Origin of the sequence: Roseivirga spongicola, assembly GCF_001592965.1 — a bacterium.
Classification (GTDB): Bacteria; Bacteroidota; Bacteroidia; order Cytophagales; family Cyclobacteriaceae; genus Roseivirga; species Roseivirga spongicola.
Genome location: NZ_LRPC01000006.1, coordinates 1 through 22347, shown reverse-complemented (window position 1 = coordinate 22347; position 22347 = coordinate 1). Strand labels below are relative to the sequence as shown.

Genomic DNA, 22347 nt, shown 5'->3' with positions numbered 1-22347 from the left:
CGTCTGATACCTGCGAACGTTATGTTCCATTTAGGACATATTTACCTGAATAGTTCTGCCTTTAACGAAGCATTCCTTCCAAAATGGGCAGTGTTGACTTTTACATTCGTGATATTTACATTCAACTACACCAGTTACTCCGTATGTTGGTACGTAACCCCTTTTAACTGCCCATTCACAACTTTCGGCAGAAAAACGGGGCATAACACCGTGTATAAGTAATGTGGGTTTTTCGTTTAATTCATTCATAATTTCTATTTATTAAGTTTTGTTATTATTCGATAGGTATGTGCTTTCCAATCCCACACTACCCATACACAAACCGTTGGCAACAATGACCCAAGGGTCGCAGTCAATCAGATTTATTCGTTAAGCTTTTAAGAAAGCTGTTAAACATTTGTCTTGGTGTGTCACCGTCTTCATCCCAATCGTAAGTTCTTTCCATATAATCAACAAAGCTTTCCTCAAAATCTTCCTTTGCCTGCTCATTGTTGCCAACGCTCAGGGCTTCGGATTGGGCTGCATTTAATATTTTGATAGCTTGCTTTAGGTCAATCGCAAATTGCCTAAACTCAGAAAGCCTATCTTGCCTCCATTTAATAGCATCGCCCGATTCAACCATATCTTTATCAAATGCAATTTGCGGTTCTACTTCATCAGATAAATGAAGTTCTAATAGTTCTATAACCTCTTTCATATCAAAATTTTAAATGCTTTTTCTTTTTCCTTTCAAATAACTTCATCATTCACCTTGTGTCACGTGTTTCCAACACAGCGTATAGCGAAAGCCCAAACCGTTGGTTACACCTCAAAGTATTGTCTGTACTCTTCTTTGATCTTGTTGATGAAGCTGTTGCTCAGTTGGATTCCGTGTGTTAAGGCCGTTTGCTTATTGCCCTCTATGCTTGTTCTGAGTACATCCATGTGACCATCATCATCGAAATTGGACGTAACCTTGTCTTTGATTGCGTTGTATCTGGCGAGCATTCTCATGTTCTTTTCATACGAAGCTTGTACAACGGTCTTAATGTCTATCAAAATGTCTCTTCTCCTTTTACTAGTTTCTCAATGGTAAAGTAGTTTTGGGCAGACTGTACTTGTACTAGCCTGTCTCTGTCTCCGAATATTTTGAGTTCGTAGGTTTTTAATGCTTCTCGAATCTTTTCGGATTCAGCCCTGAATTTTGCTTTCTTCTCTTGGGCTGCGATTTGGTCTTTGTCCTTATCTTCCTGAATGGGCGACATTCGGATCTTGTTATTCTCCATGAGTTCGTGTTGGAGAATGCACCACTCTGACCAGTCTGACTTGGACTGAAAGCGTAGGTATTCCAGAATCATAAGTACAAACTCGTCTTCTTCTAGGTTGAAGAGCCTTTTATCTACATTTTTCTTGAAGCCGTCTTCTTTTACTAATCTTTCAAGCCCTGCTAGGTCTGCGGCTACAATCATTCTTTTGCTAAATTCTTCGAACTTGTACTTTGGGCTTTGGTGCAAGAATGAGTCGTGGCTGTACACTAGAATGATGTAGGTGATTAGGGCATTTCTGTTAAGGCCGTTTGGCTTCATTTGCCCTGCGTAGGCTGCAAAACTATCTATGGCTTTAAGGTCTTTGAAATGCTCTAATATGTCTGGCTTTTGGCCTCTCTCGTCTGAGGGAATGTTTAGCACATCGAACCTCATGTTTTGGCTTTGGGATTCTGTCATAGTTCTTCTCCAGATTCGTTGTGTGTGTATCGGTAGGTTAGAGAGGTGACAAATGCGTGTCTTCTTTTTTCAATTGGAATTACCACTGTATCCTCGTGGTTCATAAACTCGTTTGTTGCAATCAACTTGACCTCTTCATCATGTTCTCCATTGAGAACTTCTCTAATTTTTTTGAATGCGTTTACTTGGTCTTTTTGGTTATTCATGACTGTTGTTGTTCTCTTTTGATTCAATTTTTCACAAAGCAGACTGAGTTCTTTTGTTCTTAGCTTAGAGAAGTCTTCATCGTCCCACTCGCAGAAGCATCCTTCTATTTCTAATTGGCAATTGCATGGTCTTTTGTTGTTCATATCAATTTCTCTGATTTTAGCATTTGGATTATCTCGTAGAAGTCTTCTTTGTACATTACTACAAGGTCTTTCTTGCGAGGTGCTTTGTGAAAGACTAGGTTGTAATTACTGTCTTCTGGCATCTTGTCTAGTTCGATTCTGAAGTTGGGCTGATTCTTATATGCTTTGCATTGAATACTGAAGCAGCCTGTTTCGGTAAGGTCTACACAAGCATCGTCTAGCTTTCTGTTGGCGTATCGAGAGGTTTCGCAGTCGTTGAAGCCTAGCTCTCGCATTTCTTTAGCTACTTGGCGCTCGAAGTTGTGGCCTTTGGTTCTGGAGGTTTTACCTGACATTAGCTTACTTTTTCAACCTCTTTAAAGCCAGGGTCTATGTTATTTTGATGCCAGTGGCATGACCTTAAGTGGTCTTTTAATGCCTCAGAGAACTTCGGGTCACCGCCAGTGTAGAAAGTTTTTACCGTCATTCTGTATGTCTCCCCTTTGATACTCGCCTCAACTATGCTTGCAATAGTCCCCTTTTCCTTGTTTGATTGGTATTCAGGATATTTAGGCGGGCATGTTAGTATGTTTCTCTTCCCCATCACCAAATTCTTATTGTGAGGCCAACTCCTGCGTATGGACTAAGGCCGTTGTTTGTTATTCCGTAGCCTGCCTGAAGGCCGAACTGCATTCTCTTGGGCTTGTGCTCTACCTCAAATTGGGTTAAGCCTGTAATGGTGCTGTTGGGGTTGTGACTGACTACTTGTACGGTGGTGACTCTTGGCTTGAGAAACCCTTGCTTCTTGTCGAAATTGACAATGGAGAGGGAGTCTGTGTATGAATAATTAAGGCCGTTTGTCTTGGGGTCGTACCGGAACTGTGTCCACTTGTCGGAATACTGAAGGGTTTCGTTTACCGTGATTGTATTGTTGACTACTAGGGTATCGTAAACGGTCTTAAGTATTACGCTATCTCTGGTTTCTGTGGTTACGTTGGTTACACTGTTTAGCCCTTTGCCATTGCGACCAATGCCAATGTTTTGCTTTCTGAGACTGTCTATCTCTGATTCGTAAACCTCTTTGGCTATTTGCTTTTCGGTTTTTACGGCTGTTACTTCTGCTCTGGCTTTGCCTGTTGCGTCTTTCCAGAAAGTTGCCGACTGTTGCTCTTTAGCTAAGGCCGTTTGGCTAAGGTCTCTGTCTCTTTTCAGGGCGTGAACCTTGAATATTCCGAGAATCAATAGGGCAGCAATCACCACCCATTGAATTTTGATTAATTGGTTTCTCATTTTGCAGCGGTTCTTAGTTCGATAGCTCTTTTACTTAGTTCATCTTGAAGCAATTCTTCGAACCCCTCAAGCGTTTCAATCACTTCCCCGAAGTCACTGGTTTCTATGACTTCAAATCTGGCATCGGGATCTATGTGTCTGACAACCTGTATAATGGCTGACACTCTAGAGTCCTCGCCCCAATTATCTGTTCCTGTTCCAATCCCTCCTTCATTAAGCACTGAAACCCATCCGTGCTTTTTTTCATTCATGCCAATTGTTACCAGCTTGAAGATGTTTGATGATATTACAGCCTCGTCATGTGGGACGTAAGATTGTACGAAGTATATGGATTTTCCCATTCTTGTTTTGTTTGTTTGATTGATTACATCTGTTTGCATATAATTACTGGATAAACAGGTTGTTTATATCCTTTTGCGTATAGTTTAGTCTAATGGCGTAAGAGTGTACTTAGCCTTTCCGTTGCCTGCGTTTTCGAACTCTAAGAAGCCAGGGTTTGAATTGAAGCCTAGCCCTTCTGAGTAGTAGTTGCCAGGGAATATGCTTGGCGAAACTACTTTGAGTACTTTTACTGAGTTTTGGAGCACTCTGAACTCGTGCAAATGACCCTGAACCCATACGTTGTAAACTCCATTGTTGCCGTATTCGAAGGTTAGGTCTTCGCCTTTCTTTTTACTGATTGAGTTGTGACCGTGTGTAAGGCCGTACCCAATGCCGTCAATGATTTTGTACATCAAAAGGCTGTCGTATTCTATTGGGAATGCCTGTTGGAAGTTTCTTCTGAGTTGTTCGAGAATCATTAGGCCGATTTCGCCTGTTACATCTACATCTCTTCTTCCATCGCCCCTATCGTGGTTGCCCGACACTCCGATTACTTGTTCTACATTGCCAATGGAGCCAAGGAAGGAAGTGAGAATGTCTACGGCATTGAAGTAAGCCTTCTTTCCGTACACTCCATACTCCATGCCTTGATAGCTATTGGCGTGGTTGGTTCCTGTGAAAGACTCAATATAGTCGCCACCCAATAGCACTGAGACTTTCTTGGCCTTTCTGCTGTTGATTTGACGGCTCACCTCTTTCATCCACTCGGTAGCCTGATCTCTATCGTAATCTTTAATGAGTCGAGAACCCATTGTTTTTGCTCCGAAGTGGGTGTCTGAAATGGTGACTACAATGTGGTCTCGTTCGGTTGGTTCCAGAACGGTCTTAACCACAGTAGGCGGCACTTGGTCTTCGTCTCTCTCGGTAGTTTCAAAGAGGGTTTCGAACAGCTCTATTTTTCTATCTCTCTCTATGGCTTTTTTGGCCTCTTTGAGCATGTGCTTTGAGTACTGCCTTTCTACTAGTTCGCCCATGTTGTCGGTGAGCGTTTGCAGCTTGCTTTCGACCATTTGCTCTAACTCAGCCTTTGGCGTGATTTCTACCGTGTGGGGCGAGAATATGTTTGAGCTTTTGTAGAGTAATAGTCGGTTTTTAAGGGCGTTCCACTCCCAAGGCTTTAGGTTGTACCTGTTTATCATCTGAACACTGTCCATGTTTTTGCCATGCCTTGAGTATTCAAAGAAGAACTGGTCTACCTTTTCAATGGGGAAAGTCACTTTCCCTCGCTTAGTTACAATTACATACGAATTGTTTTTGATGGTGTAAGGCTGTTTCTCTTCGGCCTCAATTTCGACCACCTCTCTTGGGTAGTCTTCGAAATAGCTAGTAAGTACTAGTCTGAGGTGGTTTACCGAGTACTGATTGCCTCGGTTTACCATCTCTCTCGCTATTGAGGTGTTTGTTTTGAGTTCTGGGCACTCGTTTAGAACTTCTTCTATCTGAGTTTTGAACTGATTGTAGTCTCTCTTTTGAGTCATTCCGTTTTGTTTGTGGCTACCTGATGATGTTTATTTTGATAAGAGGCTTTCGGTAGTCTTTGCCTAGTTTTTTGTAAAGCGGTCTGAAAACAATTTCTTTGACCGTAAGACAATAGCCGATAGAAATGATTAATAAGGCCACGAAGTCAATTGTATGTTCCCATTTTTTGTACTCAGTGATAGACTCTGTTTGAATCAATGAAAGCATGAAAAAAGGGACTAATGAGATTGCTAGGTAAACCAATGACCTCCATATTGTCTCTACTATAATTTGCTTTTTGCTCATATTATTTGGATTTAAGTTCGTTTGCTTTGGATTCGTACCATTCTGCTTTTTTGAGGTCTCGCTCAATGGGCTGATCTGGCTTTGCCCCTAGTCGCATACGATACTTGAAGGCGCACATTTCGCAGTGTTTTATATAAGCGTCTACTCCCCAGATGTCTATCATCATTTCATAGACCTCTTTATCGCCTTTTTTGTAGTGCTCAGGGTTTATGTAGTCGTAGGTTTGGCTCATTTCTCTAGTGGTTTGTATGCTGTTTCTAAATAGTTTTCGTCAATCTGAGGCTCGTAACTTTTGCGAATGTCCTTATTGTATCGAATCGCTGCGTTTCTCCAGTCTAAGGCAAAGGCATGGTGTAGGGTGCGATAGTCTAGTGTTACCTTTTCGCTAAACAAGCAGTTGATAAACCAGTCTTCTAAGTAGCCTACATGCTTGTATTCCTTTTGGGCAAGCTTGGTTTCTTTTCTTCTTTGGGATCTGTTCATTTTAAGGCCGTTTGGATTCCCACTTAAACAGTATTTGTCCTTCGAATGCCAGAATGTCGTTGTAGCCCTCGAACTGAATGAAGTCGTTAAACCTTACTCTGTCGCCTTTTTGCAAAGGGTATGTACAAGCTGTACCCACCCCTGTAATTTCACCATCGGTTATCTTTTGCTTGTCGATCACCGTTTCTGGAATGAAAAGGGTTGATTTTATTTGAGGCCGTTCGGGTTTGATAGAGAAGTATTTGCCAACAGGCTTAATCTCATTCTCTTCTATTTTAGCAAAGACATTGACATTCCAGGTGAGGAATACTTTTTTGCCTTCAATCTCTACCTCTTGCTCTCGCTTTTTGTGAACGAGTACGGTATCTCCTTCGGCCACATCTTCTAGCCTAGCGCCCTTGATGCCTTTATTAGCTGCTATTACCTTACCATGACCAATTTTTCGGCCTGAGCTTGGCAATACTAGCTCTAGGGTTCCGTACTTAATTCTTTTGCCCTTAACGGTGATTTTGCCTGCTTCAAACTCTTCAATGTCTTCGCCATGATAGGGTTCGTACAGTAAGTAGTGGTTCAGCATTTTGATTTCACCATCTACCACTTTGCAGAAGAGATCGTGATACTTGACCGAGATGATTACCTTCTTGGCCGACTGCTCTAAGATTACAGGGTTTTCTACCGCTAAAAAGCTGAAGTACACCGTGTCGCCTGCTTCTACGTCTACTGGATTGCCCGTGGTGGTTACTTTCTCGTATCGCTCGGCATCTGTGATAGGGCAAGACTTCTCGTGGTTGATTATCATGTTACCACTATGGGTACATGTGCCTACTACTTTGCCTTTGATGTTGTGGAAGTGAGAGTAGAAGCCCTTTTCTTTGGTTCCTGTCCTGCTAACGGACTTATAAAGCTTAAGGCCGTTGCCCACCTCCATTTGGTCAGACATAAGGCTGTCTAGCTCAATGGCTACTGAGTATGTTCCTTGGTAACTCATTGAAATAATGGCTTGGTTAAAAGGTAAATGATTGCGCCTATGTTAACTCCTATTGAAAAGAGGCAGAAATAATAGGCCGCTCTAGTGGTTTTAGGCCAATAGTCTGGTCTGTAATGTTTCAAAACCCTAGAGAGAAGAAAAAGAATGATAACATGAAATATAAGATTGGTTAAAGACATCATGAGTTCAAGTATTTAGTGAGTGCTTCTCTTGGGCTTGACTTCCAATCGTCTGTATCAAGCTCGTCTGGCCTAATCTTGCCCATATACCACAAGCCCTCGAAGGTGTATAGTTCTAGGTCGGACTCGCCTAAACCTGTCAGGCTTTCTAGCACAAACTCGAACGGAAATAGGTTGTGAGACTGAGCAAAGATGTATTCTACCCTTTCCCTGATTTCTCCTGCTTTTTCAATGTCAGTACCAACCTCTATAAGCTTACAGTATTCGCCAACCATTTTGGAAACGGCCTTAACAGGATTGAAATCATTAGCTCCTACGAACGACTGCGCTCTAACAGGGTCTATTCTGAATATCTCGGCTAAATCTTCTAGCCATGCCTCGTTCGCTGCTTGTCTTTCTTCAAAAGTGCTGTCTACTCCTAGTTGTGCCTGCCTTTTTGAATTGCGCTCTAGGACTTTGTCTATTCTTGCTTTCTTGGTTATTCCTGGCATTAGAGTCTTTCTGCTATTAGTTTTACTACATCTGTTGTTACTGCATTTCCGCACATTTTATAGCGTTGCGTTGCGCTAATTTCTTTGACAATACCATCGCCAAAATCTCCGTACTGAGTCCAATTGTCAGGGAACCCCTGAAGCCTTTCACACTCTATCTCGGTGAGTCTTCTTATTTTTTTGCCTTCACCCACCTCTCTGTCAATCTGGATGTTGCATTTAGATTCAAGTCTATTCGATCCTAGACAAGCCATTATCCCACTAGGGTCGTACACCCTATCTTGTTGCTTAGTGCTATTTCCAAAGTTTTTTTTATCCATAATCTGAATTACCCCCGACTCTTTACTGTTGCTTTGGTTGGTTTTTACTTGTATGTAATTATCTGTTCTCCCCATTTTGTAATACCTAGATGTTATGCAGTTAGCTACATCATCTGGACTTTTGGAGAGAACTCGCCCTGAAACTCGTTCTCTTTTTTTGATAAAGACTTCACAAGTTTCTCCGATAGGAAATACTTGTCTGCTACCCGCTTCTGCAAGATGTCCGACAAGGTAAATTCGCTCTCTATTTTGGGGTAATAACCACTTTGTATTAAGCAGTTGCCATTCAAGTCGATAGCCCCCAATGTTGGCAAACGCTTGCAAGATTGCCGTAAAGTCTGCGCCAGAGTTTGAGGAGAATGCCCCTTTAACATTTTCCCAGATAAATACACTTGGTCTGGCTTCAGTAATGAGCCTAATTGCTTCGAGGATAAGGCTACTTCTCTCTCCGTCCATTCCTGCTCTTTTTCCAGCCAAGCTGAAATCTTGGCAAGGGCTTCCGAAAGTGATAATGTCTGGTCTTTTGAGTTCTGACCCTTGAATATCTTTAACTGATCCGACATGAATTGCTTGTTTAAATCTGTGTCTGACTACTGCCGATGCATATTTGTCTATTTCTGAGTAGTAGTGCGTTTCTATGCTGTACCCAGCTCTTTGAAAACCGAGTGCAAATCCATCTATTCCGCCAAATAGAGATAGTAAAGTGATGTTTCGATTAATCAATCTCTCAGATATTGAACTACTTCAAAAATTGTTTCCTTGCTGTCGCCTCTGCTTACCATTTCGAGGACTTTGTTGAGGATTAAGGCCGTTGACTCAGCTTTATTGGCCTTATTCACAGCCTCTTTAAGCTCTTGCAGCTTCACACTCAGCTTCTTTAAATGCCTTTTCTAGTTCTCTTTTCTGCCTTTTAGTCATGGAGACATTTGTCAGGCACGAGAAAGGCAGGCAGTTACCGTCTTTTCTGTACGCCCAGGTGCCATCCACGCTGTCTACCTGAAATTCTTCTAGCAGATCAAAGCCTTTGTAATTCTTGGTGTCAACAACCAAAGCAGTATCGCCCTCTTTGAACCTTCTTTCTGAAGGGTTTTTCTGGAACAACTGTCTCATTTGCTCCGTAAAGGCTGGCGACTTGTCCCAATCTTCTCTTCTGTCGAAATTGTAAATCCCTCTGTCTACTGATGGGCTTGTAGTGTTAGTGCCGTTTGCTGTCTTGGTATTCATCTTTTTTTACGTTTGTTGTGAAATTCTTTTATGCCTTCTGAAATAATGAAGAGTAGTGTAGCAGGGAATGACCTCTCTAGTGTTGGTCGGTCGGGATATACAGCCTTGTGAATCACCTCATTGCCCTGAATAAACTTCAACTCAATAGCTCCAGACTTTTCTTGGTTTACATCCAGTCTTAATCCTTCAACCCTGTCGTCATTTTTACTTATAGACATGAGTTCGTTAACCCATGCCATAGAAAGTTTTTCTTGCTCTTCCATGATTCAAAGTAAAGTAATCCGTGATTGATTTCCTAATTTTTATAAAGAATTTCTTTATTTTTTATTGATTAAGGCCATTTAAAGACTATATGAAGCGATTAACATGTATTTTTTATGTTTATAAAACTTGTTTTTTTACCCCCGAATAAATAGGTTTGCATCATTATAGGTTACAGCGAGCAGCGATTCCCTTGAAAGGTGATGTTTTCTAAAAATCGGTTTTAGTTTTATTTGCTTCCCTTTGCGCTATATAAGGAACCCGTCTAACAGGCACGGAAACCATACGCATAACAACTACACCAAGCGCAATAAACTCTGCGGGGGAGGTTGAAGACAGATAGGCTATGAGGCAACATCAGTAAAAGAATAAGCCTCAATTCCCAACTCTACCTTTAGTAGGTGGTTATGCGGGGTAGCCTGTGGTGTGTCTACTCCAATCTTAACACAACATATATATTAATTTGTTTATTTTCTAGTCAATTCAAATTTATTAAAGTTTTACTTGTTTTTTAATCGCGGACTCCGTTAGTTTGTATCATAAGGCTGTTTAGAAACGGTCTTAAAACAAGTTCTTTGAGATAAGAAAATTAAAGCGAGTGGCGGAAATGGATACGCTAGAACGTGGTCTCTTTGAAGGATAAGAGACTCCATAGTTCTTAGTCAGGTGAATTAATCTGGCTGCAAGGTGAAAGCCCTTGTGGGACATCCAATGCAGGTTCGAGTCCTGTCTCGCTTTAAAATATTTACGAATAGTGGCGGAAGCGCAATCCTGACTGTAACGTACATAAACAGGGTAATGGGGTCGTGATAAGTATACGCTAATAGGATTAGGATTGACCATTGGGGGCACGGTGGGTAAGAGCGATCTTCCGAAAGGAAACGTCCTACGGTAAACAGTTAGTACTTGTCCTTATGCTGTTTTAAGTCGGGGTGATTAGTAGCGAATCACTAGATTAGATTCCATAAAATCAATCCATGCAAGTATCAAATCTTGCCTATTCGTAAAACATGCGCTCATGTTCCTTGGCTGGCGAGTTGGTCTCCAAAACCGACTGTGATAGGTTCGATGCCTATAGCGCGTGCAAATTTCAATAAGAAAGACCTGTATTAGTTCATTCTTAAAGCATAAGGATATTAATTAATAGGCTTGGTTCCAGAGAAACCACCTGAATCTTGTGTGAAGAAATTAAAGATGTTCTCCGATAAAAACGATTGATAGAGTTACTGGGAAGTATGCGGACGATCGGACTCTGGAAGTGTTACAGACTCCCCCTGTTATGGGTTAAATAACTGACCAACTTGCTAGCTAGGTCTAGGCTTAAAAAAGCAGGCGTTGAGGGTGTTACGATAACCCTCGAATATTGACCGACTTCTGGATGATCGAGTTCAGGAGGGGAAGGCTAGTCGTTAAAGAAGCCTTCGGAGCGCTGAATGGTTACTGAGTTAATCCTAAAACTGACAAGGCTTCCTAGCGATGAGAATGCTTCATTTGCCTTAAAATGATAAAATAACAGACTTAGAATAAAGGGGTGAATGTCAATAGTAGCCCCTTTTTAAAGAAAAACAGTACATCAAGCGAACTCAAAAGCCGTAATGGATTGAATCGTACCAGTTGATGTCTTTTGCAAGTAAGGCTGGTTGCAAACGGTCTTACTTAAACTTAAAGCGACATAGTGAAGCTGTATCTGTGTAGATAGGTGTATTAATCCCGAAAAAAGGTTTGTAGTAGGGGCGCGCACACCTCCGTTAACTCTCGCAGACAGAAACCTTGAAAGGCCCGAAGTGTCGCTTTAAAGTGCCTTGTAGTGGAATTGGTTAACACGCCTGACTTTGGTTCAGGAGATTTCAGGTTCGAGTCCTGACGAGGCATCAGCTTTTATCTGAACTAGCACTAGGACGATAAAACTCATTGCAGGAAGCTAGTCTGACGAATGAGGCTTGAGGACAGTAAACCTCTCAAGGCAAGTAGCAACACAAACACTAAGGCATGGTGATGTGCCGATAGATTAAAGCTTGCCAAATACTGTAACGTGGTGGAATTGGCAGACACACCTCCCTATCTCGGAGGCAGAGACAAGCGAAAGCCCTCTATGAAGGTTCGAGGCCTTCCGTTACAGCTTTTAAATCACAAACTATGAAAGCTAAGTATGTCAAGTTCAGGTCAATAAAATACAAGGAAAAAGAAAAAGACAAGAATGATTCTTTGAGCGACCGTGTGCTAAGAGAGATCGAGGGCAAGGAAGACAACCCGTTTCTATTTGAAGTAGAGACCGATGAATTTACTGTCAGTGAATACATTGATGTCAACCGAATAGTGAGCTTCCACGAGTTTATCGACAACAGGAAGAGAACTCTAGTAGAGACTGACTCTTACATGAGTATGGAGCTAGACCACCCTATTGAAACGGTCTTAAAGATGATTCAAGATGCCTGATATTTCTAAATGCATTGGTACTGACTGTCCTCTAAAGGAGAAGTGTCACAGATACACTTCGGAACCTAACGAAATGTGGCAATCATATAGCGACTTCTGGAAAAACATTCAGAAGAGCGACACCCATACTACTTGCGAACATTTCTGGCCTAACAATCAAACTGAGATAAAATGAGCGAAGTAATCAATACCACCCAACTAACAATAAGCCTCCTTCAAGATGGAAACACACTTGAAAAGACTAGTAATGAATACGAGGAAATGGAGGTCAAGATACTTACTCAGGCTTTAGATATTTCGGATAAAGACGGAACATTCTTCACCATCAAAACAGATACAAGCTGGTCATTTAACGACAGGGAAGAATGGATTTCTTTTTTCGACAATCATATAGCCAAATACCTACCTAAAAAGGAGGTGAAGAAATGAGTCACTATACTTTAGAACAACCTCCGTTCGATTTGAGAAAGCTAGTCTGGATTATCATTGCCATAGGACTGCTAATCATTATCATAGACTCATGTGCAGAGAAGAGCTACCCGACTATTCAGGGTAAGGCCGTTTCGGTAACTTTTACAGTGGTCGGCTCAGATGCATCTACTACCCTAGTTTGCGATTCTGTAAACTTTAAAGGCAATACGGTCGAACTATTTACAAACGGCCTTAAACAAGAGATCCTTCTTGGCAAAAACGTAATAGCAAACAAATCAAAACTCCCTCACATAAGATGATACAATGGATTAAAGATAATTGGCCTGCTTCTAGGAAAAGGGTTGAAAGAATTGCTGCCGAAACAGTAAAGAACTTCGGTAAAATCATGAATGAGAGGGCTAGTAGGCTTAGGCTTGAAAACTCAATAGTAGAAACACTAAACAGTGCCATTCCTGAAGTTAAACTAGAAGCCTCTTTCACCAAAAAAAGAGTAGAGCTTTTAGAAACAGCCTTAATCGACCTATGGCAACAGCTAAACCCAAGCAAGTACAAGCAGGGAGAAACAGTAAGAGGTTGGACAGTCACTAAGTTAACAGTAGACACAAGCCAATTGCCAGAATTGACCTACCAATACACCGTAGAAAAAGGAGATGAAACAAGAGTACTCAAGGAACTCACCAAAGAAACTCTAGCATGAACACCCACATCGACCAACTCTACGAAAAGATTAGAGAAGTAGAAGAAAAGCCTACCAACGATCAATACTCTGATACTCTAAAAGAAGGAATACTAGAAGGCTTAACCCTAGCCTTAGAAATTCATATTAATTGTCGTGAGACTTTAAAAATTTTTGAAAATCAGGATGCACGATAAGCAAGAAGCAACCCTAACATTCACCCCCAAACAGTTCGAAAAACTAGTCACACAAGCCTGTACTTACAGCCAAGACAAACGGACTCGATACAAAGCATACGAAATCATTGATAACCCATTCAAATTCTTGAAGAAATGAACGACTTACAAAAATTCAGAAACGGATTAGCCTCAGTATACTGCGATTTACCCGAAGAAGGGTTTAATAAATTCTTAGAGAAGGTTTATTCTATGGAGGGAAATTTCAAAATCGACACTGCATGGACACCCCCATATACGCAAGGAGATTGTTACGAAATCCCAGGCAGATCCAATAGAGTACATAGGATAAACAGCGGTAGATTCGCTCCCTTGTTCATGAGTCATATATTCAATCAAGATACTGAATGGAAACCACAAAGAGGTGAAAGGGTTTTGGTTAGAAATTCCCAAGATATAGAGTGGATGGAAAGGATTTTCTTACTTGAAATAGAGGGGTCTGAATCTCCATATACCACAGTAAAAAAGGCATATGAGGCCGAGTTTGAGAAGAAAGAGATGTTCGAACATTCCTGTTACGAACAAATGAAGCCCCTTAACCAAACACCCTTAATCGAAGTCACCATCTCAGAAATAGCAAAACTAAAGGGAGTAAAACCAGAGCAAATCAGAATAAAGAAATGAGAACCTTTAACGCAGAAGCCCGAAGTAAAGAAAACTTCTTAAATGACCTCCAAAAACTAAAAGACAGCTTCTCAGAACAGAGACATATAGCTAGAAAGGAGAAAAACGAAGAAGACATCATTTCAACCGAGGCCAAAATAGCGACCATCGACCAGGTTCGTTCAATCTTCAACAAACACTTCCCAATACTAAACCAAGAAGTACAATGAACCCAGAAGAACTCAGAATAGGCAATCTGTATAATTGGACAGCAGAAGGGAATGATTATGTGTTTGAGGTTGAGTCAAAAGACTTCAGTGATGAGAACTACAAAAACTTCGAGCCAATACCCCTAACCGATGAATGGCTAACCAAACTCTGGTTCTGGCCTGAAAAAGAAAACCACAGAGTAACCCCATGCTGCAACTACGCATTAGTAAAGCTAAAAGATGGATACTACATATACAACCACTCAGAAGTTGACGGAAGCCTGACATGGATTAGAACCAACGCAATCCAATACGTACACCAACTCCAAAACCTATACTTCGCACTTACTGGAGAAGAACTGCAACTAAGATGAAAATCCTGAAACAACTCTTCTGCAAACACGAATGGAAACCAAAAGGAAACCCAATCGACCACCCTTACGCTTTCTTCCACCAACATAGATGCCCCAAGTGTAAAAAGATCAAAACCACGCATTTTACCAAAACCTCTAAGACAAGTTTTTAGGGGTTTTATTTTGCCTGTATTGTAAAGTTATACTTGTTATGGTGTGATTGTGCCAATAGAATGATTGGAGGGCTTAAAACGGCTTAAAATGGGTCATGGAAATACAGGGTTTTGTACAGTGGATGATGGTTGGGGCTACCCCTACAAACACCCCCTCCCAAAAACCCATGGGAAATCCAAAAACCTAGACGGGGTGGAGTCTTCCCCTGGAGTCCGAAAAAAGCTCATTAAACCCACAAACAAAGGAAACTAAAACAGCTCAGAAGGCTAAAAAAAGGCCATTAGATTAATTTATAGTTAACATTCAAGGCCATTTAAAGCCAATGAAAGCCCTTTTTAAGGGAATTGTGTGCGCTTTGTGTGCAAGCCAGTGACTGAGAAGACTATTAACTACGAAATCCTTCGTACTTGTTTTGTCCTATTATTGGGAAGTCTCAAATTGTGATGTTTCGCTTAGGGGAAATCGCTATTAACGGTATCAAAAAGGCCGATTTGTTTTTTCTCTGTTCATAGCTTACTTTCTTGGAAATATACAATTCTAGCTGTTCGTTTTTCCCGATATTTCGTAAATATTCTCAATTCTTGAGTAGTACCTAACCCAAACCAACTTTTCCCAACCTACTCAAACCCTTCATAATCGGCCTTTTTGACTCTATAACCCACATTATCAGTATTCACCGAACAAACCCAACCAATCTAACTAAATCCAGGACTTAAAGGTGTGCGGGCTTCGCCCGTCTGCTTACTCTCTATATATGTATTTCTATTAGTAGTTTTTCCTTTTAATTAAGACCGTTTATAAATCTTTACAATATTATTTCAATCTTTATAATACTCATTTTCAACACTTTACATTTTTATTAATCATTTTTTTAAAGTATTTCTTGTTTATTAAATTTCAATCCGCGACCTTTGAAACATCATCACAAGCAAAACATAAAGAAATGAGCAACAAGAGCAACTACAATGAAGAAATGACAGCTACCGCTATTGTGGTAGGGATGGCAATGGGAGAAATACTAGAAGAAAAAGAAAACAGCTACGCAAAGTCTTTTCTTTCAAATATTGGACTTATGGCTTGCTATGACATAGGCTTAGAGGTTTCAAAAAGATTTATTGAGGCGTTCCCTTTGGATTTTGATTGGGAAGCACATTATTCAAACGGAGGGGAAGACTGGGATATGGAGGTAAGAGCATTTACAAAAAAACACATTGCCGACAATCATAAACCCATCTCGGAACATTAGCAGAGTTCGATTCTCTGCATGGGTTCAAGGCTTTTAATTAAGGCCGTTACACAAACAAAACATTTAACACTAAAACAAAACAAGATGCAAAACGCAAGAATATTTTTAACAGACTACGCAAGCTACAACAACGGAACACAATTTGAGTTTGGGCACTGGGTTGACCTCTCAGATTTTTCAGATGCCTCTGAGCTTATGGATTACATTTCTGAGCATTTCAAACAAGCAGACGAAAAAAGCCCACTCGATGAATTTGGAAGCACTCGCGAGGAAATAATGATAACAGATTTTGAAGGCTTTCCTAAAGACTTCTATTCTGAAAGTATGGGTGAAGATGATTTTGAGAACCTTTACAGCTTTTTTGAAAAGTGCGAAGCTTGCCCGTACGATTATGAGGTGATTGAAGCCTTTGCTAATCTCGGTAATTATGACATTGAAGATGTAGATAAATTCTTTGATGCCCTAGAGGAGAGCTATCAGGGCGAATATTCAAGCGATGCGGACTTTGCGCAAGAACTTGCGGAAGAATTGGGCTACACGAACGAAAAAGTCTTTTGGCCTTATACGCATATAGACTGGGAGTGGGCGGCTAGAGACCTTATGATAGACTATTACGAATCTAACGGGCACTACTTTAGGGCTATTTAGTTTAAGGCCGTTTGGCTTGGGGCTTGCCATTAAAAGCTCCGCATTTCCAAAACGAACAGCCTTAACAATGGAAGACCTAACCAAAGAAGACTATATAAAAATGATTATCGGCCTAGCCTTAGTAGTAATAGGATTGATTCTGAAGTAAGGCCGTTTGTATAACCAAAAAACACTAGAACAAATGAAAGAATTTAAAGGAACAAAGGGAGAATGGTGGACTAAGTTTAGCGAGTTAAGCCTATTAAGCCCAGAAGGAGAGTCTATAGTAAAAGCAGGAGAGATAGGCACGCCAGTATGCATATTACCAATGCCATTAGGAGGTATAGACACAAAGGCAAAAAACATCGCCAACGCCCAACTAATAGCAGCAGCACCACAACTTCTTGAGGCTCTTGACAAGGCAAGCAAGGCACTCAAGAACATAAAGTCACAGCTCACGAAAGAAGAGAGTGATGAAGTTTTGAATGCCTACTTAGATGCAGAACGAGCAATCAAAAAAGCACTAGGCAAATAAAAGAGACTTGTTGTTTTAGTGTAAGGCCGAAAGCAAAAGCGAGTAGGCCAACTAAAACAATGTAGCAAACTCCACTCACTAAGCAGGCAAAACGGGCTTAATGAGTGAAAAATCAAACACTAAACAAACAGAACATGAAAGACTTTACAATAATAGAAAGAACCTCAGGCGAGAGAATCCCAATGATAGGGACTATTACAGGCGTTTACAATAGCCAAACATCCATTAATGGGTTCAAAAAAAGATTCATTCAAGCAGTATCAGAGCACTTTGATATTGCAGACTTCAACCATGATGAATTGCCCAACTTATTTGATGGAGAAATTAAGTGGGAGGTAGAGATTGAAGCAGAAGGGATCAATTATCCACTAGTAATAATGGAAACTTACCTCTATTAGTAAGGCCGTTCCGAAACGCACTTAACACTAAAAACAAAACAAAATGCAAGCAACAAACAAAACAATCACTCAAGGCAACAGATTAATTGCCGAGTTTATGGGGGCCGAAAGATACGCCCCGAATGACTTTGATATTCACGGGTGCGCCACTCTTGACGTAACCGAGCAAGAAGGAAAGCATTTTTTCAACCCTTCAGAAATGAAATATCATTCCTCTTGGGACTGGTTAATGCCAGTAGTTGAGAAGATTGAGTCTATCAATAGCATTAAGGATCAATCCACTACAGATTATTTCTTTCAGGCCACAAATTTCATTCAAAATTACACGGCCTCAATAATGTCAAGAGATAATTTACTTATAGTAGAAGCTGAAGGGGAGGCTAGAATTGATGCATCTTTCAATGCAGTTGTAGAGTTTATCGAATGGTATAATCAAGACCGTTCGGAAAAGGAGGTGCAGTCATGCTAATCCAGGACTTTAAAGACCAGTTCGAATCTCACCTTTCAACATTAGAAGATATGATTCTCAGAATGCCAGAGAAAGGGAATACTGAAAGCGAATCTCAAGCAATAGTTTTGAAAAACAGGTTAGGCGATTTATGGCACAGCCTGAACGGAACAGAGCAAGAAGATTTAATCTTTGAATATGACGAGCTACCAGAATTTGTTCAGGAATGCATGTCAGACTTTGACGAAGATGGAAACCAAAAAGAGGAATGTGTCAGAATCATTCACAAACTTAATCAAATTGGATGGGCTGCCAACTATGGACTGGATTGTGTCCTTTACGATTTCAGGAGATTGTCTGACCAAGAAAGAAAGGACTTATCATGCTAATCCAGCTAGACAAAACCAACGGAGGACGCGGAAGAGTTCAGTCTGTCAGGATCTACGAAGACGGCAAACTGTCAGCCTCTATACATTGGGGAAAGCATGGTCTGGTATATTCTGCAAAAACCACCAAACAGAACGTAAGAATAGAAGAAGCAACCCCAGGAGGATTTAAAGTTATTCAAGATTAAGACCGTTTTTAAAAGATTTATATTTACATACAAAAATTAGCGACATGAAAAACTTAGAACAATTTACAATTGAAACTCATCACGACACTGAATATGCGCTTGTATTCGAAGCATTGGCCTACCGATGGGAAGATACAGCAGACCCAGAGAGAGAAGATTCCAAATTCTTTTTTGAACTAGACAAGGCTATTGAATACGCAAAATCAATCGAGTTAGAAATCGGTTTTCATCCAGTGGTTGAAAAAAAGGGAATTGAAGTAAGTGATATTAATGAGTGTGAGGACGAACTCGATACTGCCGAAGAATACATTAACTATTTTGATGTGGAAACTTTTGATGATGTATGGAGAGGCTGTGTTAATAATGGAAGAAGTATTGAAGGCGACATTGTACTGGTATGGTCTTACGAAAAACACGTTGGTTATGCTCGGAACTTCTTAGAAATTAGATACGGAGGCCATAACGAATTAGAGTCTGATTTAGTAACAACAAATCACGAAAGGGTTTGGTCTCCTGTGGCTCAAGTTCTACTAGAAAAAACGAAGGTTAAAACCCTGTCAGATGAAGAGATACTCGAAGCTGTCAATTGCGAACTATACGAGGCCAGGGAATGGAAATGGAATCACTTTAAAAACCAGCCTACCGACCAAAAAATAATAGACGGATTAGGGTTAAGTATTGAGCTAGAAGAAACCAAAGACTAACTCTCGCAGTTTCTCGCTAATTCTGCGAGAAAAGCCTTGGCCGAGGGCTTTGTACTCGGCCATATTTAAAAAAGACCACAAAATGATTGAAAGCATAAAGGAAGTTAGGGATTTAGTAATACCTGTTATTCAGGAGATAGGGTTAACTATTGACAGGACAAAGCAAACAACCTCCGACCAGTCTATTTATATATATACAAATGAAGGAGTGGTTAGAATTTCTGACCATCACAACCAAAATTCATTTGATAAATGTATAGTTTCAATAACTGTTCCTGTCAAAAAAGAAGTTGCGATTAAAATGATAAGGCTGTTAAGAAGACAGTAGATATTCGACTTAAAGATTTATGAAGCTAATAGATTTATCACTCCCTAGTTTCGCCTTTTTAGACGATCAAACAGGCGCCACTCACCAGCTAGAAGACCGAACGGTAGTTTGTCAGCCTAAAACTGGCTTAGTTTTCGAGGTGTTCAGTAATGAAGAGCCTGTGGCTATTACTACCGATAACTTTCAGAAAAAGTACAGCTATCAATCGCCAATAGTGGCAGACGCAAAAGAAAAGCACACGATAGTAATGCACGTAAACCCTAGCGGACTGCCTCTAGATATGATTGAGGAAATAGCGGACATGCTCTGGGCGTGGTACTCTGCATATTTGAAATGGGAAGATGGAAACATTGCGAATCAAAACAGGCCTAGGCTTAATTAAGTAAGGCCGTTTTTAAAAGATATTTTTGTTTAGTGTTGAATGATAGAGGGGAAGCGAGAGCCAGTACCCTCTTTTCGCAAACAGCCTTAATAAAAACAAATATTTCTTGTTTTTCTACACCTAAAACCCTAAATTACAGTAACAAACAAAACACTATAAAAAGATGCAAACACTTAACAGATTAGTATTCAAGGCCACCAGGGAGCCTTCACAAAACATTATAACACTCAGAAATTACGAGCTTCACTTGGAGTCAGAGTCAAACAGAGGCTTTTGCTACTCTCTATTCAAAAACGGAACCCGAATCGCTCAATGGAAATGGGAAGCAGACAAACAATTCACAAGCATTTCTTTATTCAGAAGAAATAGCACTCCTCCTACCCTTCAGTCAGACTTAACCGAAGCAATCAGGAAAGCAGGCTTTTGGACATTTCATTCTCAAGTAGAAGTATGCTAGAAAAAAGACTAACACTAGAGGGCTACCAAGATCTATATATAAACGGTCAGCCCCTACTTACTACCGAAGCAAAACACACGGTAAGGTATAGAATTGAATTGCTCGAAAAGATGGTTGAAGGCCGTTCCGAAACGGTCTTAAGACAAGCCAGTCAAATCAAATCTCAGCTCTTCTCAGACTTTCAGATCGGAAGGTAAGGCTACGTGCCTCGAAGGGCATAGAGCCAAACGTGCCGAGTATATGAAACGGTGGAGATAGTATGCGCTTACCTATCCGAAACCGATAACCTTTATTAAGTGCAAGTGGGCTAAAAAGACACACAACACCCCACTGTTTTACATACTGTGTTGTGTGCAGTACGAATTATGAATAAGTATCTTTTAACAGCTAACGTAACTATAAGCGTTTATACAGAGGTAGAGGCTGAAAATTTAGCAGAAGCTATGAGAATAGCAGAAGAACGTGATTTAATGCCAATTGTGCATAGTGGTGGAGAAACGCAAGAAGATACATGGATGTGTGATGAATTAGATGGTGTGCCTGAAAATATTACGGAAGCGTAGTATTGCACACAAGGCTGCACTGCGTAAGCATCGTGCGAGTGAAAGAATTTAAAAGAGAATATTATGAATAACGAAAGGTTTATAGGATTATTAGAGATGAAGTTGATTGGAATGATTTCAGCTCATAGACTGATTACTGAGTTTGACAACTCTTCAGTTGACCATTATCAGAGAGAAGTAGATATGTTAAAGAATAGAATTTCTCTTTTAAAGGCTGAAAACGAGATAGATGCTTCGGATGCGCCAGATGTAAAGCATGATGCTTACGCGGATGTTAGAAATCTGGAATGCGAAGCGGATAGCACCGACACAGTAGCGCATACGAGCAGTGCAGCGTTAGAAACTAGAATTGATTTAGAGAATTTATGTGTGTGTACTAGTCCTAATTTCCATAAGGAACCTAGAACTGGCAATATTATTTGCCTTAAATGTACTAATCTGCATATAACACACTTAAATGAATAAATCATAGTGAGCGAGGTACGCAGCGAGCATTCTATTTTCTAACAGTTCTCAGCGTATGGTGAGTAACAATGGTTTTCTGAGGTACGAAGAAAAGGAGAATTGTTACTGGCCATTTGGGGAAATGCTTGTTGGGGTGAGTTATTCACCATACGCCTTAGTTGGCGTTTCGTGCCATGTACTAAAGTAACGGATTAGATTAAACAATAAATATTATGAGCGAAACATTGAAAACGATGGATGAGCGTTTTGACGAATTGGAAAAAACGTTCGAAAAAGAGGGTGTTACATTTTTAGACATCCAATGCTGGTTGAGTGCAAGGCACAACAAAACGCTTTGTGATTCTGATGTTCTGATGAATATGAAGGACAGGTTGCATGATGAAGTAGGCGCAGAAGGTTGGGATGTAGATTGGGATCTGGAATGCTCCTAAGTATCCATATTTATTGTGCATTTCTCCAAAGCTGAGAACTGTTGGCGTTCATGAGGCTGCAAGGAGCGACCGTAGGGAGTGGGCAGCCGTCCCATTCGGGGCATGAACGCCAACGCTCTGCGTATATCTGAAGTAAGCGAGAAAGAATATTAAATACGATTTATGACTGATGTAGTAATTGGAAGTTTTAATGATAGTGGTGAGAACACCGTATCAATTGAAAAAACAATTAAACGATGGAATCACTTATGGTGTTTGATTCAATGGGAGGAAAAGTTTACTCTAGTGAAATACCTGAGAAAAGATTCACCCATTACGGTACTGAAAACACAAATAAGTGATACTCAGGCAAGGCAACTAATTGATGTACTATCATTAAAACGTACCCAAGGGTTTATGAGTTCATCTGCATCTTCATCTTGGAGGAAAGATGAACATAGTATTTAATATTCTGAGAGCGCGTCTTCAGATCAAGGCTAGCTGCCAGCTTATTGCAGATATACGGCTGTTTGGTTGCAGTTTGAGTAGCGGTGAATTACCATAAACAGCAAGCTAGACTTGGCGCAGAGCGATGGGTTGAAAATGCAGAGGAGCGAGAATGTGAGGTACGAACATGTAGCTACTCAAATTCGACCAAACGTTCGCAGGTATCAGACG

Annotated in this window: 42 protein-coding genes and 1 tRNA gene; 26 read left to right on the top strand and 17 right to left on the bottom strand. The window is 40.6% G+C overall.

What is annotated here, in order from left to right; translation table 11 throughout:
• A partial coding sequence (locus AWW68_RS20255; protein WP_221405977.1) for a hypothetical protein occupies positions 1-222 on the top strand: 222 nt, incomplete at its 5' end.
• 130 nt (positions 223-352) lie between these two features.
• On the opposite strand, the gene AWW68_RS07685 is transcribed toward AWW68_RS20255, so the two are convergent.
• The 17 genes from AWW68_RS07685 to AWW68_RS07600 form a co-directional block, all read right to left on the bottom strand.
• Positions 353-697 (bottom strand): hypothetical protein, encoded by a 345-nt coding sequence (locus AWW68_RS07685; RefSeq protein WP_068218975.1) that lies wholly within the window; start codon positions 695-697, stop codon positions 353-355.
• A gap of 104 nt (positions 698-801) precedes the next feature.
• Positions 802-1038 carry a hypothetical protein gene (locus AWW68_RS07680; protein WP_068218972.1) on the bottom strand — a complete coding sequence of 79 codons (237 nt, stop codon included), beginning with the start codon at positions 1036-1038 and terminating at the stop codon, positions 802-804.
• Positions 1035-1703 carry a hypothetical protein gene (locus tag AWW68_RS07675; RefSeq protein WP_068218970.1) on the bottom strand — a complete coding sequence of 223 codons (669 nt, stop codon included), beginning with the start codon at positions 1701-1703 and terminating at the stop codon, positions 1035-1037. The genes AWW68_RS07680 and AWW68_RS07675 overlap by 4 nt, the downstream gene beginning before the upstream one ends.
• Positions 1700-2053 carry a hypothetical protein gene (locus AWW68_RS07670; RefSeq protein ID WP_068218967.1) on the bottom strand — a complete coding sequence of 118 codons (354 nt, stop codon included), beginning with the start codon at positions 2051-2053 and terminating at the stop codon, positions 1700-1702. The genes AWW68_RS07675 and AWW68_RS07670 overlap by 4 nt, the downstream gene beginning before the upstream one ends.
• Positions 2050-2388 (bottom strand): hypothetical protein, encoded by a 339-nt coding sequence (locus AWW68_RS07665; protein ID WP_068218964.1) that lies wholly within the window; start codon positions 2386-2388, stop codon positions 2050-2052. The genes AWW68_RS07670 and AWW68_RS07665 overlap by 4 nt, the downstream gene beginning before the upstream one ends.
• On the bottom strand, positions 2388-2636 hold the full coding sequence (locus AWW68_RS07660; protein WP_068218961.1) for a hypothetical protein: 249 nt from the start codon (positions 2634-2636) through the stop codon (positions 2388-2390). The genes AWW68_RS07665 and AWW68_RS07660 overlap by 1 nt, the downstream gene beginning before the upstream one ends.
• Positions 2636-3322, bottom strand: coding sequence for a DUF6808 domain-containing protein (locus tag AWW68_RS07655; protein ID WP_068218959.1), 687 nt, complete (start codon positions 3320-3322; stop codon positions 2636-2638). Before AWW68_RS07655 ends, AWW68_RS07660 begins: the two co-directional genes overlap by 1 nt.
• Positions 3319-3663, bottom strand: coding sequence for a hypothetical protein (locus AWW68_RS07650; protein WP_157717565.1), 345 nt, complete (start codon positions 3661-3663; stop codon positions 3319-3321). Before AWW68_RS07650 ends, AWW68_RS07655 begins: the two co-directional genes overlap by 4 nt.
• 84 nt (positions 3664-3747) lie before the next feature.
• Positions 3748-5181: a metallophosphoesterase gene (locus AWW68_RS07645; RefSeq protein WP_068218953.1), complete on the bottom strand. Its 1434-nt coding sequence runs from the start codon at positions 5179-5181 to the stop codon at positions 3748-3750.
• 16 nt (positions 5182-5197) lie between these two features.
• Entirely contained in the window at positions 5198-5467 is a 270-nt protein-coding gene (locus tag AWW68_RS07640; RefSeq protein ID WP_068218950.1) for a hypothetical protein, read from the bottom strand.
• Position 5468: 1 nt separating this feature from the next.
• Positions 5469-5699, bottom strand: coding sequence for a DUF3310 domain-containing protein (locus tag AWW68_RS07635; RefSeq protein ID WP_068218947.1), 231 nt, complete (start codon positions 5697-5699; stop codon positions 5469-5471).
• A complete protein-coding gene (locus AWW68_RS07630; protein WP_068218944.1) occupies positions 5696-5950 on the bottom strand; it encodes a hypothetical protein in 255 nt (84 codons plus the stop codon). The genes AWW68_RS07635 and AWW68_RS07630 overlap by 4 nt, the downstream gene beginning before the upstream one ends.
• A 1-nt stretch (position 5951) precedes the next feature.
• Positions 5952-6938: a hypothetical protein gene (locus AWW68_RS07625; RefSeq protein WP_068218941.1), complete on the bottom strand. Its 987-nt coding sequence runs from the start codon at positions 6936-6938 to the stop codon at positions 5952-5954.
• 178 nt (positions 6939-7116) lie between these two features.
• A complete protein-coding gene (locus tag AWW68_RS07615) occupies positions 7117-7608 on the bottom strand; it encodes a hypothetical protein (protein WP_068218936.1) in 492 nt (163 codons plus the stop codon).
• A complete protein-coding gene (locus AWW68_RS07610; RefSeq protein WP_221405976.1) occupies positions 7608-8651 on the bottom strand; it encodes a DNA cytosine methyltransferase in 1044 nt (347 codons plus the stop codon). The genes AWW68_RS07615 and AWW68_RS07610 overlap by 1 nt, the downstream gene beginning before the upstream one ends.
• Positions 8652-8774: 123 nt before the next feature.
• The gene (locus tag AWW68_RS07605) at positions 8775-9152 is read right to left on the bottom strand and encodes a hypothetical protein (RefSeq protein WP_068218933.1); all 378 of its coding nucleotides are present in this window, start codon (positions 9150-9152) and stop codon (positions 8775-8777) included.
• Positions 9149-9415, bottom strand: a complete 267-nt coding sequence (locus tag AWW68_RS07600) for a hypothetical protein (RefSeq protein ID WP_068218930.1) — start codon at positions 9413-9415, stop codon at positions 9149-9151. The genes AWW68_RS07605 and AWW68_RS07600 overlap by 4 nt, the downstream gene beginning before the upstream one ends.
• 1796 nt (positions 9416-11211) lie before the next feature.
• On the opposite strand from AWW68_RS07600, the gene AWW68_RS07595 reads away from it, so the two are divergent.
• The 25 genes from AWW68_RS07595 (at position 11212) to AWW68_RS07475 (ending at position 22137) form a co-directional block, all read left to right on the top strand.
• Positions 11212-11285, top strand: a tRNA-Gln gene (locus AWW68_RS07595).
• A 264-nt stretch (positions 11286-11549) separates the two neighbouring features.
• Positions 11550-11849, top strand: coding sequence for a hypothetical protein (locus AWW68_RS07590; protein WP_068218927.1), 300 nt, complete (start codon positions 11550-11552; stop codon positions 11847-11849).
• Positions 11850-12020: 171 nt separating this feature from the next.
• The gene (locus AWW68_RS07585) at positions 12021-12278 is read left to right on the top strand and encodes a hypothetical protein (RefSeq protein WP_068218926.1); all 258 of its coding nucleotides are present in this window, start codon (positions 12021-12023) and stop codon (positions 12276-12278) included.
• Positions 12275-12580: a hypothetical protein gene (locus AWW68_RS07580; RefSeq protein ID WP_068218923.1), complete on the top strand. Its 306-nt coding sequence runs from the start codon at positions 12275-12277 to the stop codon at positions 12578-12580. Before AWW68_RS07585 ends, AWW68_RS07580 begins: the two co-directional genes overlap by 4 nt.
• Positions 12577-12978 (top strand): hypothetical protein, encoded by a 402-nt coding sequence (locus AWW68_RS07575; protein ID WP_068218919.1) that lies wholly within the window; start codon positions 12577-12579, stop codon positions 12976-12978. Before AWW68_RS07580 ends, AWW68_RS07575 begins: the two co-directional genes overlap by 4 nt.
• Positions 12975-13154, top strand: coding sequence for a hypothetical protein (locus tag AWW68_RS07570; RefSeq protein WP_068218916.1), 180 nt, complete (start codon positions 12975-12977; stop codon positions 13152-13154). The genes AWW68_RS07575 and AWW68_RS07570 overlap by 4 nt, the downstream gene beginning before the upstream one ends.
• A gap of 135 nt (positions 13155-13289) precedes the next feature.
• A complete protein-coding gene (locus AWW68_RS07565; RefSeq protein ID WP_068218913.1) occupies positions 13290-13817 on the top strand; it encodes a hypothetical protein in 528 nt (175 codons plus the stop codon).
• Positions 13814-14026 (top strand): hypothetical protein, encoded by a 213-nt coding sequence (locus AWW68_RS07560; protein WP_068218910.1) that lies wholly within the window; start codon positions 13814-13816, stop codon positions 14024-14026. Before AWW68_RS07565 ends, AWW68_RS07560 begins: the two co-directional genes overlap by 4 nt.
• The gene (locus tag AWW68_RS07555; protein ID WP_068218907.1) at positions 14023-14379 is read left to right on the top strand and encodes a hypothetical protein; all 357 of its coding nucleotides are present in this window, start codon (positions 14023-14025) and stop codon (positions 14377-14379) included. Before AWW68_RS07560 ends, AWW68_RS07555 begins: the two co-directional genes overlap by 4 nt.
• A 1096-nt stretch (positions 14380-15475) precedes the next feature.
• Positions 15476-15778 (top strand): hypothetical protein, encoded by a 303-nt coding sequence (locus AWW68_RS07550; protein ID WP_068218904.1) that lies wholly within the window; start codon positions 15476-15478, stop codon positions 15776-15778.
• 84 nt (positions 15779-15862) lie between these two features.
• Positions 15863-16426, top strand: coding sequence for an antirestriction protein ArdA (locus tag AWW68_RS07545; protein ID WP_157717564.1), 564 nt, complete (start codon positions 15863-15865; stop codon positions 16424-16426).
• A gap of 181 nt (positions 16427-16607) precedes the next feature.
• Entirely contained in the window at positions 16608-16940 is a 333-nt protein-coding gene (locus tag AWW68_RS07540; RefSeq protein ID WP_068218898.1) for a hypothetical protein, read from the top strand.
• Positions 16941-17074: 134 nt separating this feature from the next.
• Positions 17075-17338: a hypothetical protein gene (locus AWW68_RS07535; protein ID WP_068218895.1), complete on the top strand. Its 264-nt coding sequence runs from the start codon at positions 17075-17077 to the stop codon at positions 17336-17338.
• A gap of 43 nt (positions 17339-17381) precedes the next feature.
• Positions 17382-17807, top strand: coding sequence for a hypothetical protein (locus AWW68_RS07530; protein WP_068218893.1), 426 nt, complete (start codon positions 17382-17384; stop codon positions 17805-17807).
• Positions 17801-18175: a hypothetical protein gene (locus AWW68_RS07525; protein ID WP_068218891.1), complete on the top strand. Its 375-nt coding sequence runs from the start codon at positions 17801-17803 to the stop codon at positions 18173-18175. Before AWW68_RS07530 ends, AWW68_RS07525 begins: the two co-directional genes overlap by 7 nt.
• The gene (locus AWW68_RS07520; RefSeq protein WP_068218889.1) at positions 18169-18360 is read left to right on the top strand and encodes a hypothetical protein; all 192 of its coding nucleotides are present in this window, start codon (positions 18169-18171) and stop codon (positions 18358-18360) included. The genes AWW68_RS07525 and AWW68_RS07520 overlap by 7 nt, the downstream gene beginning before the upstream one ends.
• A 44-nt stretch (positions 18361-18404) precedes the next feature.
• A complete protein-coding gene (locus AWW68_RS07515; RefSeq protein WP_068218886.1) occupies positions 18405-19064 on the top strand; it encodes a hypothetical protein in 660 nt (219 codons plus the stop codon).
• Positions 19065-19146: 82 nt separating this feature from the next.
• On the top strand, positions 19147-19392 hold the full coding sequence (locus AWW68_RS07510) for a hypothetical protein (RefSeq protein WP_068218883.1): 246 nt from the start codon (positions 19147-19149) through the stop codon (positions 19390-19392).
• A gap of 19 nt (positions 19393-19411) precedes the next feature.
• The gene (locus AWW68_RS07505; RefSeq protein ID WP_068218880.1) at positions 19412-19774 is read left to right on the top strand and encodes a hypothetical protein; all 363 of its coding nucleotides are present in this window, start codon (positions 19412-19414) and stop codon (positions 19772-19774) included.
• Positions 19775-19937: 163 nt separating this feature from the next.
• Complete coding sequence (locus AWW68_RS07500) at positions 19938-20231, top strand: hypothetical protein (protein WP_068218877.1); 294 nt, start codon at positions 19938-19940, stop codon at positions 20229-20231.
• Complete coding sequence (locus AWW68_RS07495; protein WP_068218874.1) at positions 20225-20428, top strand: hypothetical protein; 204 nt, start codon at positions 20225-20227, stop codon at positions 20426-20428. The genes AWW68_RS07500 and AWW68_RS07495 overlap by 7 nt, the downstream gene beginning before the upstream one ends.
• A gap of 168 nt (positions 20429-20596) precedes the next feature.
• The gene (locus AWW68_RS07490; protein ID WP_068218871.1) at positions 20597-20794 is read left to right on the top strand and encodes a hypothetical protein; all 198 of its coding nucleotides are present in this window, start codon (positions 20597-20599) and stop codon (positions 20792-20794) included.
• Positions 20795-20857: 63 nt separating this feature from the next.
• The gene (locus tag AWW68_RS07485) at positions 20858-21259 is read left to right on the top strand and encodes a hypothetical protein (RefSeq protein ID WP_068218868.1); all 402 of its coding nucleotides are present in this window, start codon (positions 20858-20860) and stop codon (positions 21257-21259) included.
• A gap of 212 nt (positions 21260-21471) precedes the next feature.
• Positions 21472-21690 (top strand): hypothetical protein, encoded by a 219-nt coding sequence (locus AWW68_RS07480; protein WP_157717563.1) that lies wholly within the window; start codon positions 21472-21474, stop codon positions 21688-21690.
• Between the two features lie 162 nt (positions 21691-21852).
• On the top strand, positions 21853-22137 hold the full coding sequence (locus tag AWW68_RS07475) for a hypothetical protein (protein ID WP_068218862.1): 285 nt from the start codon (positions 21853-21855) through the stop codon (positions 22135-22137).
• Positions 22138-22347: the final 210 nt, after the last annotated feature.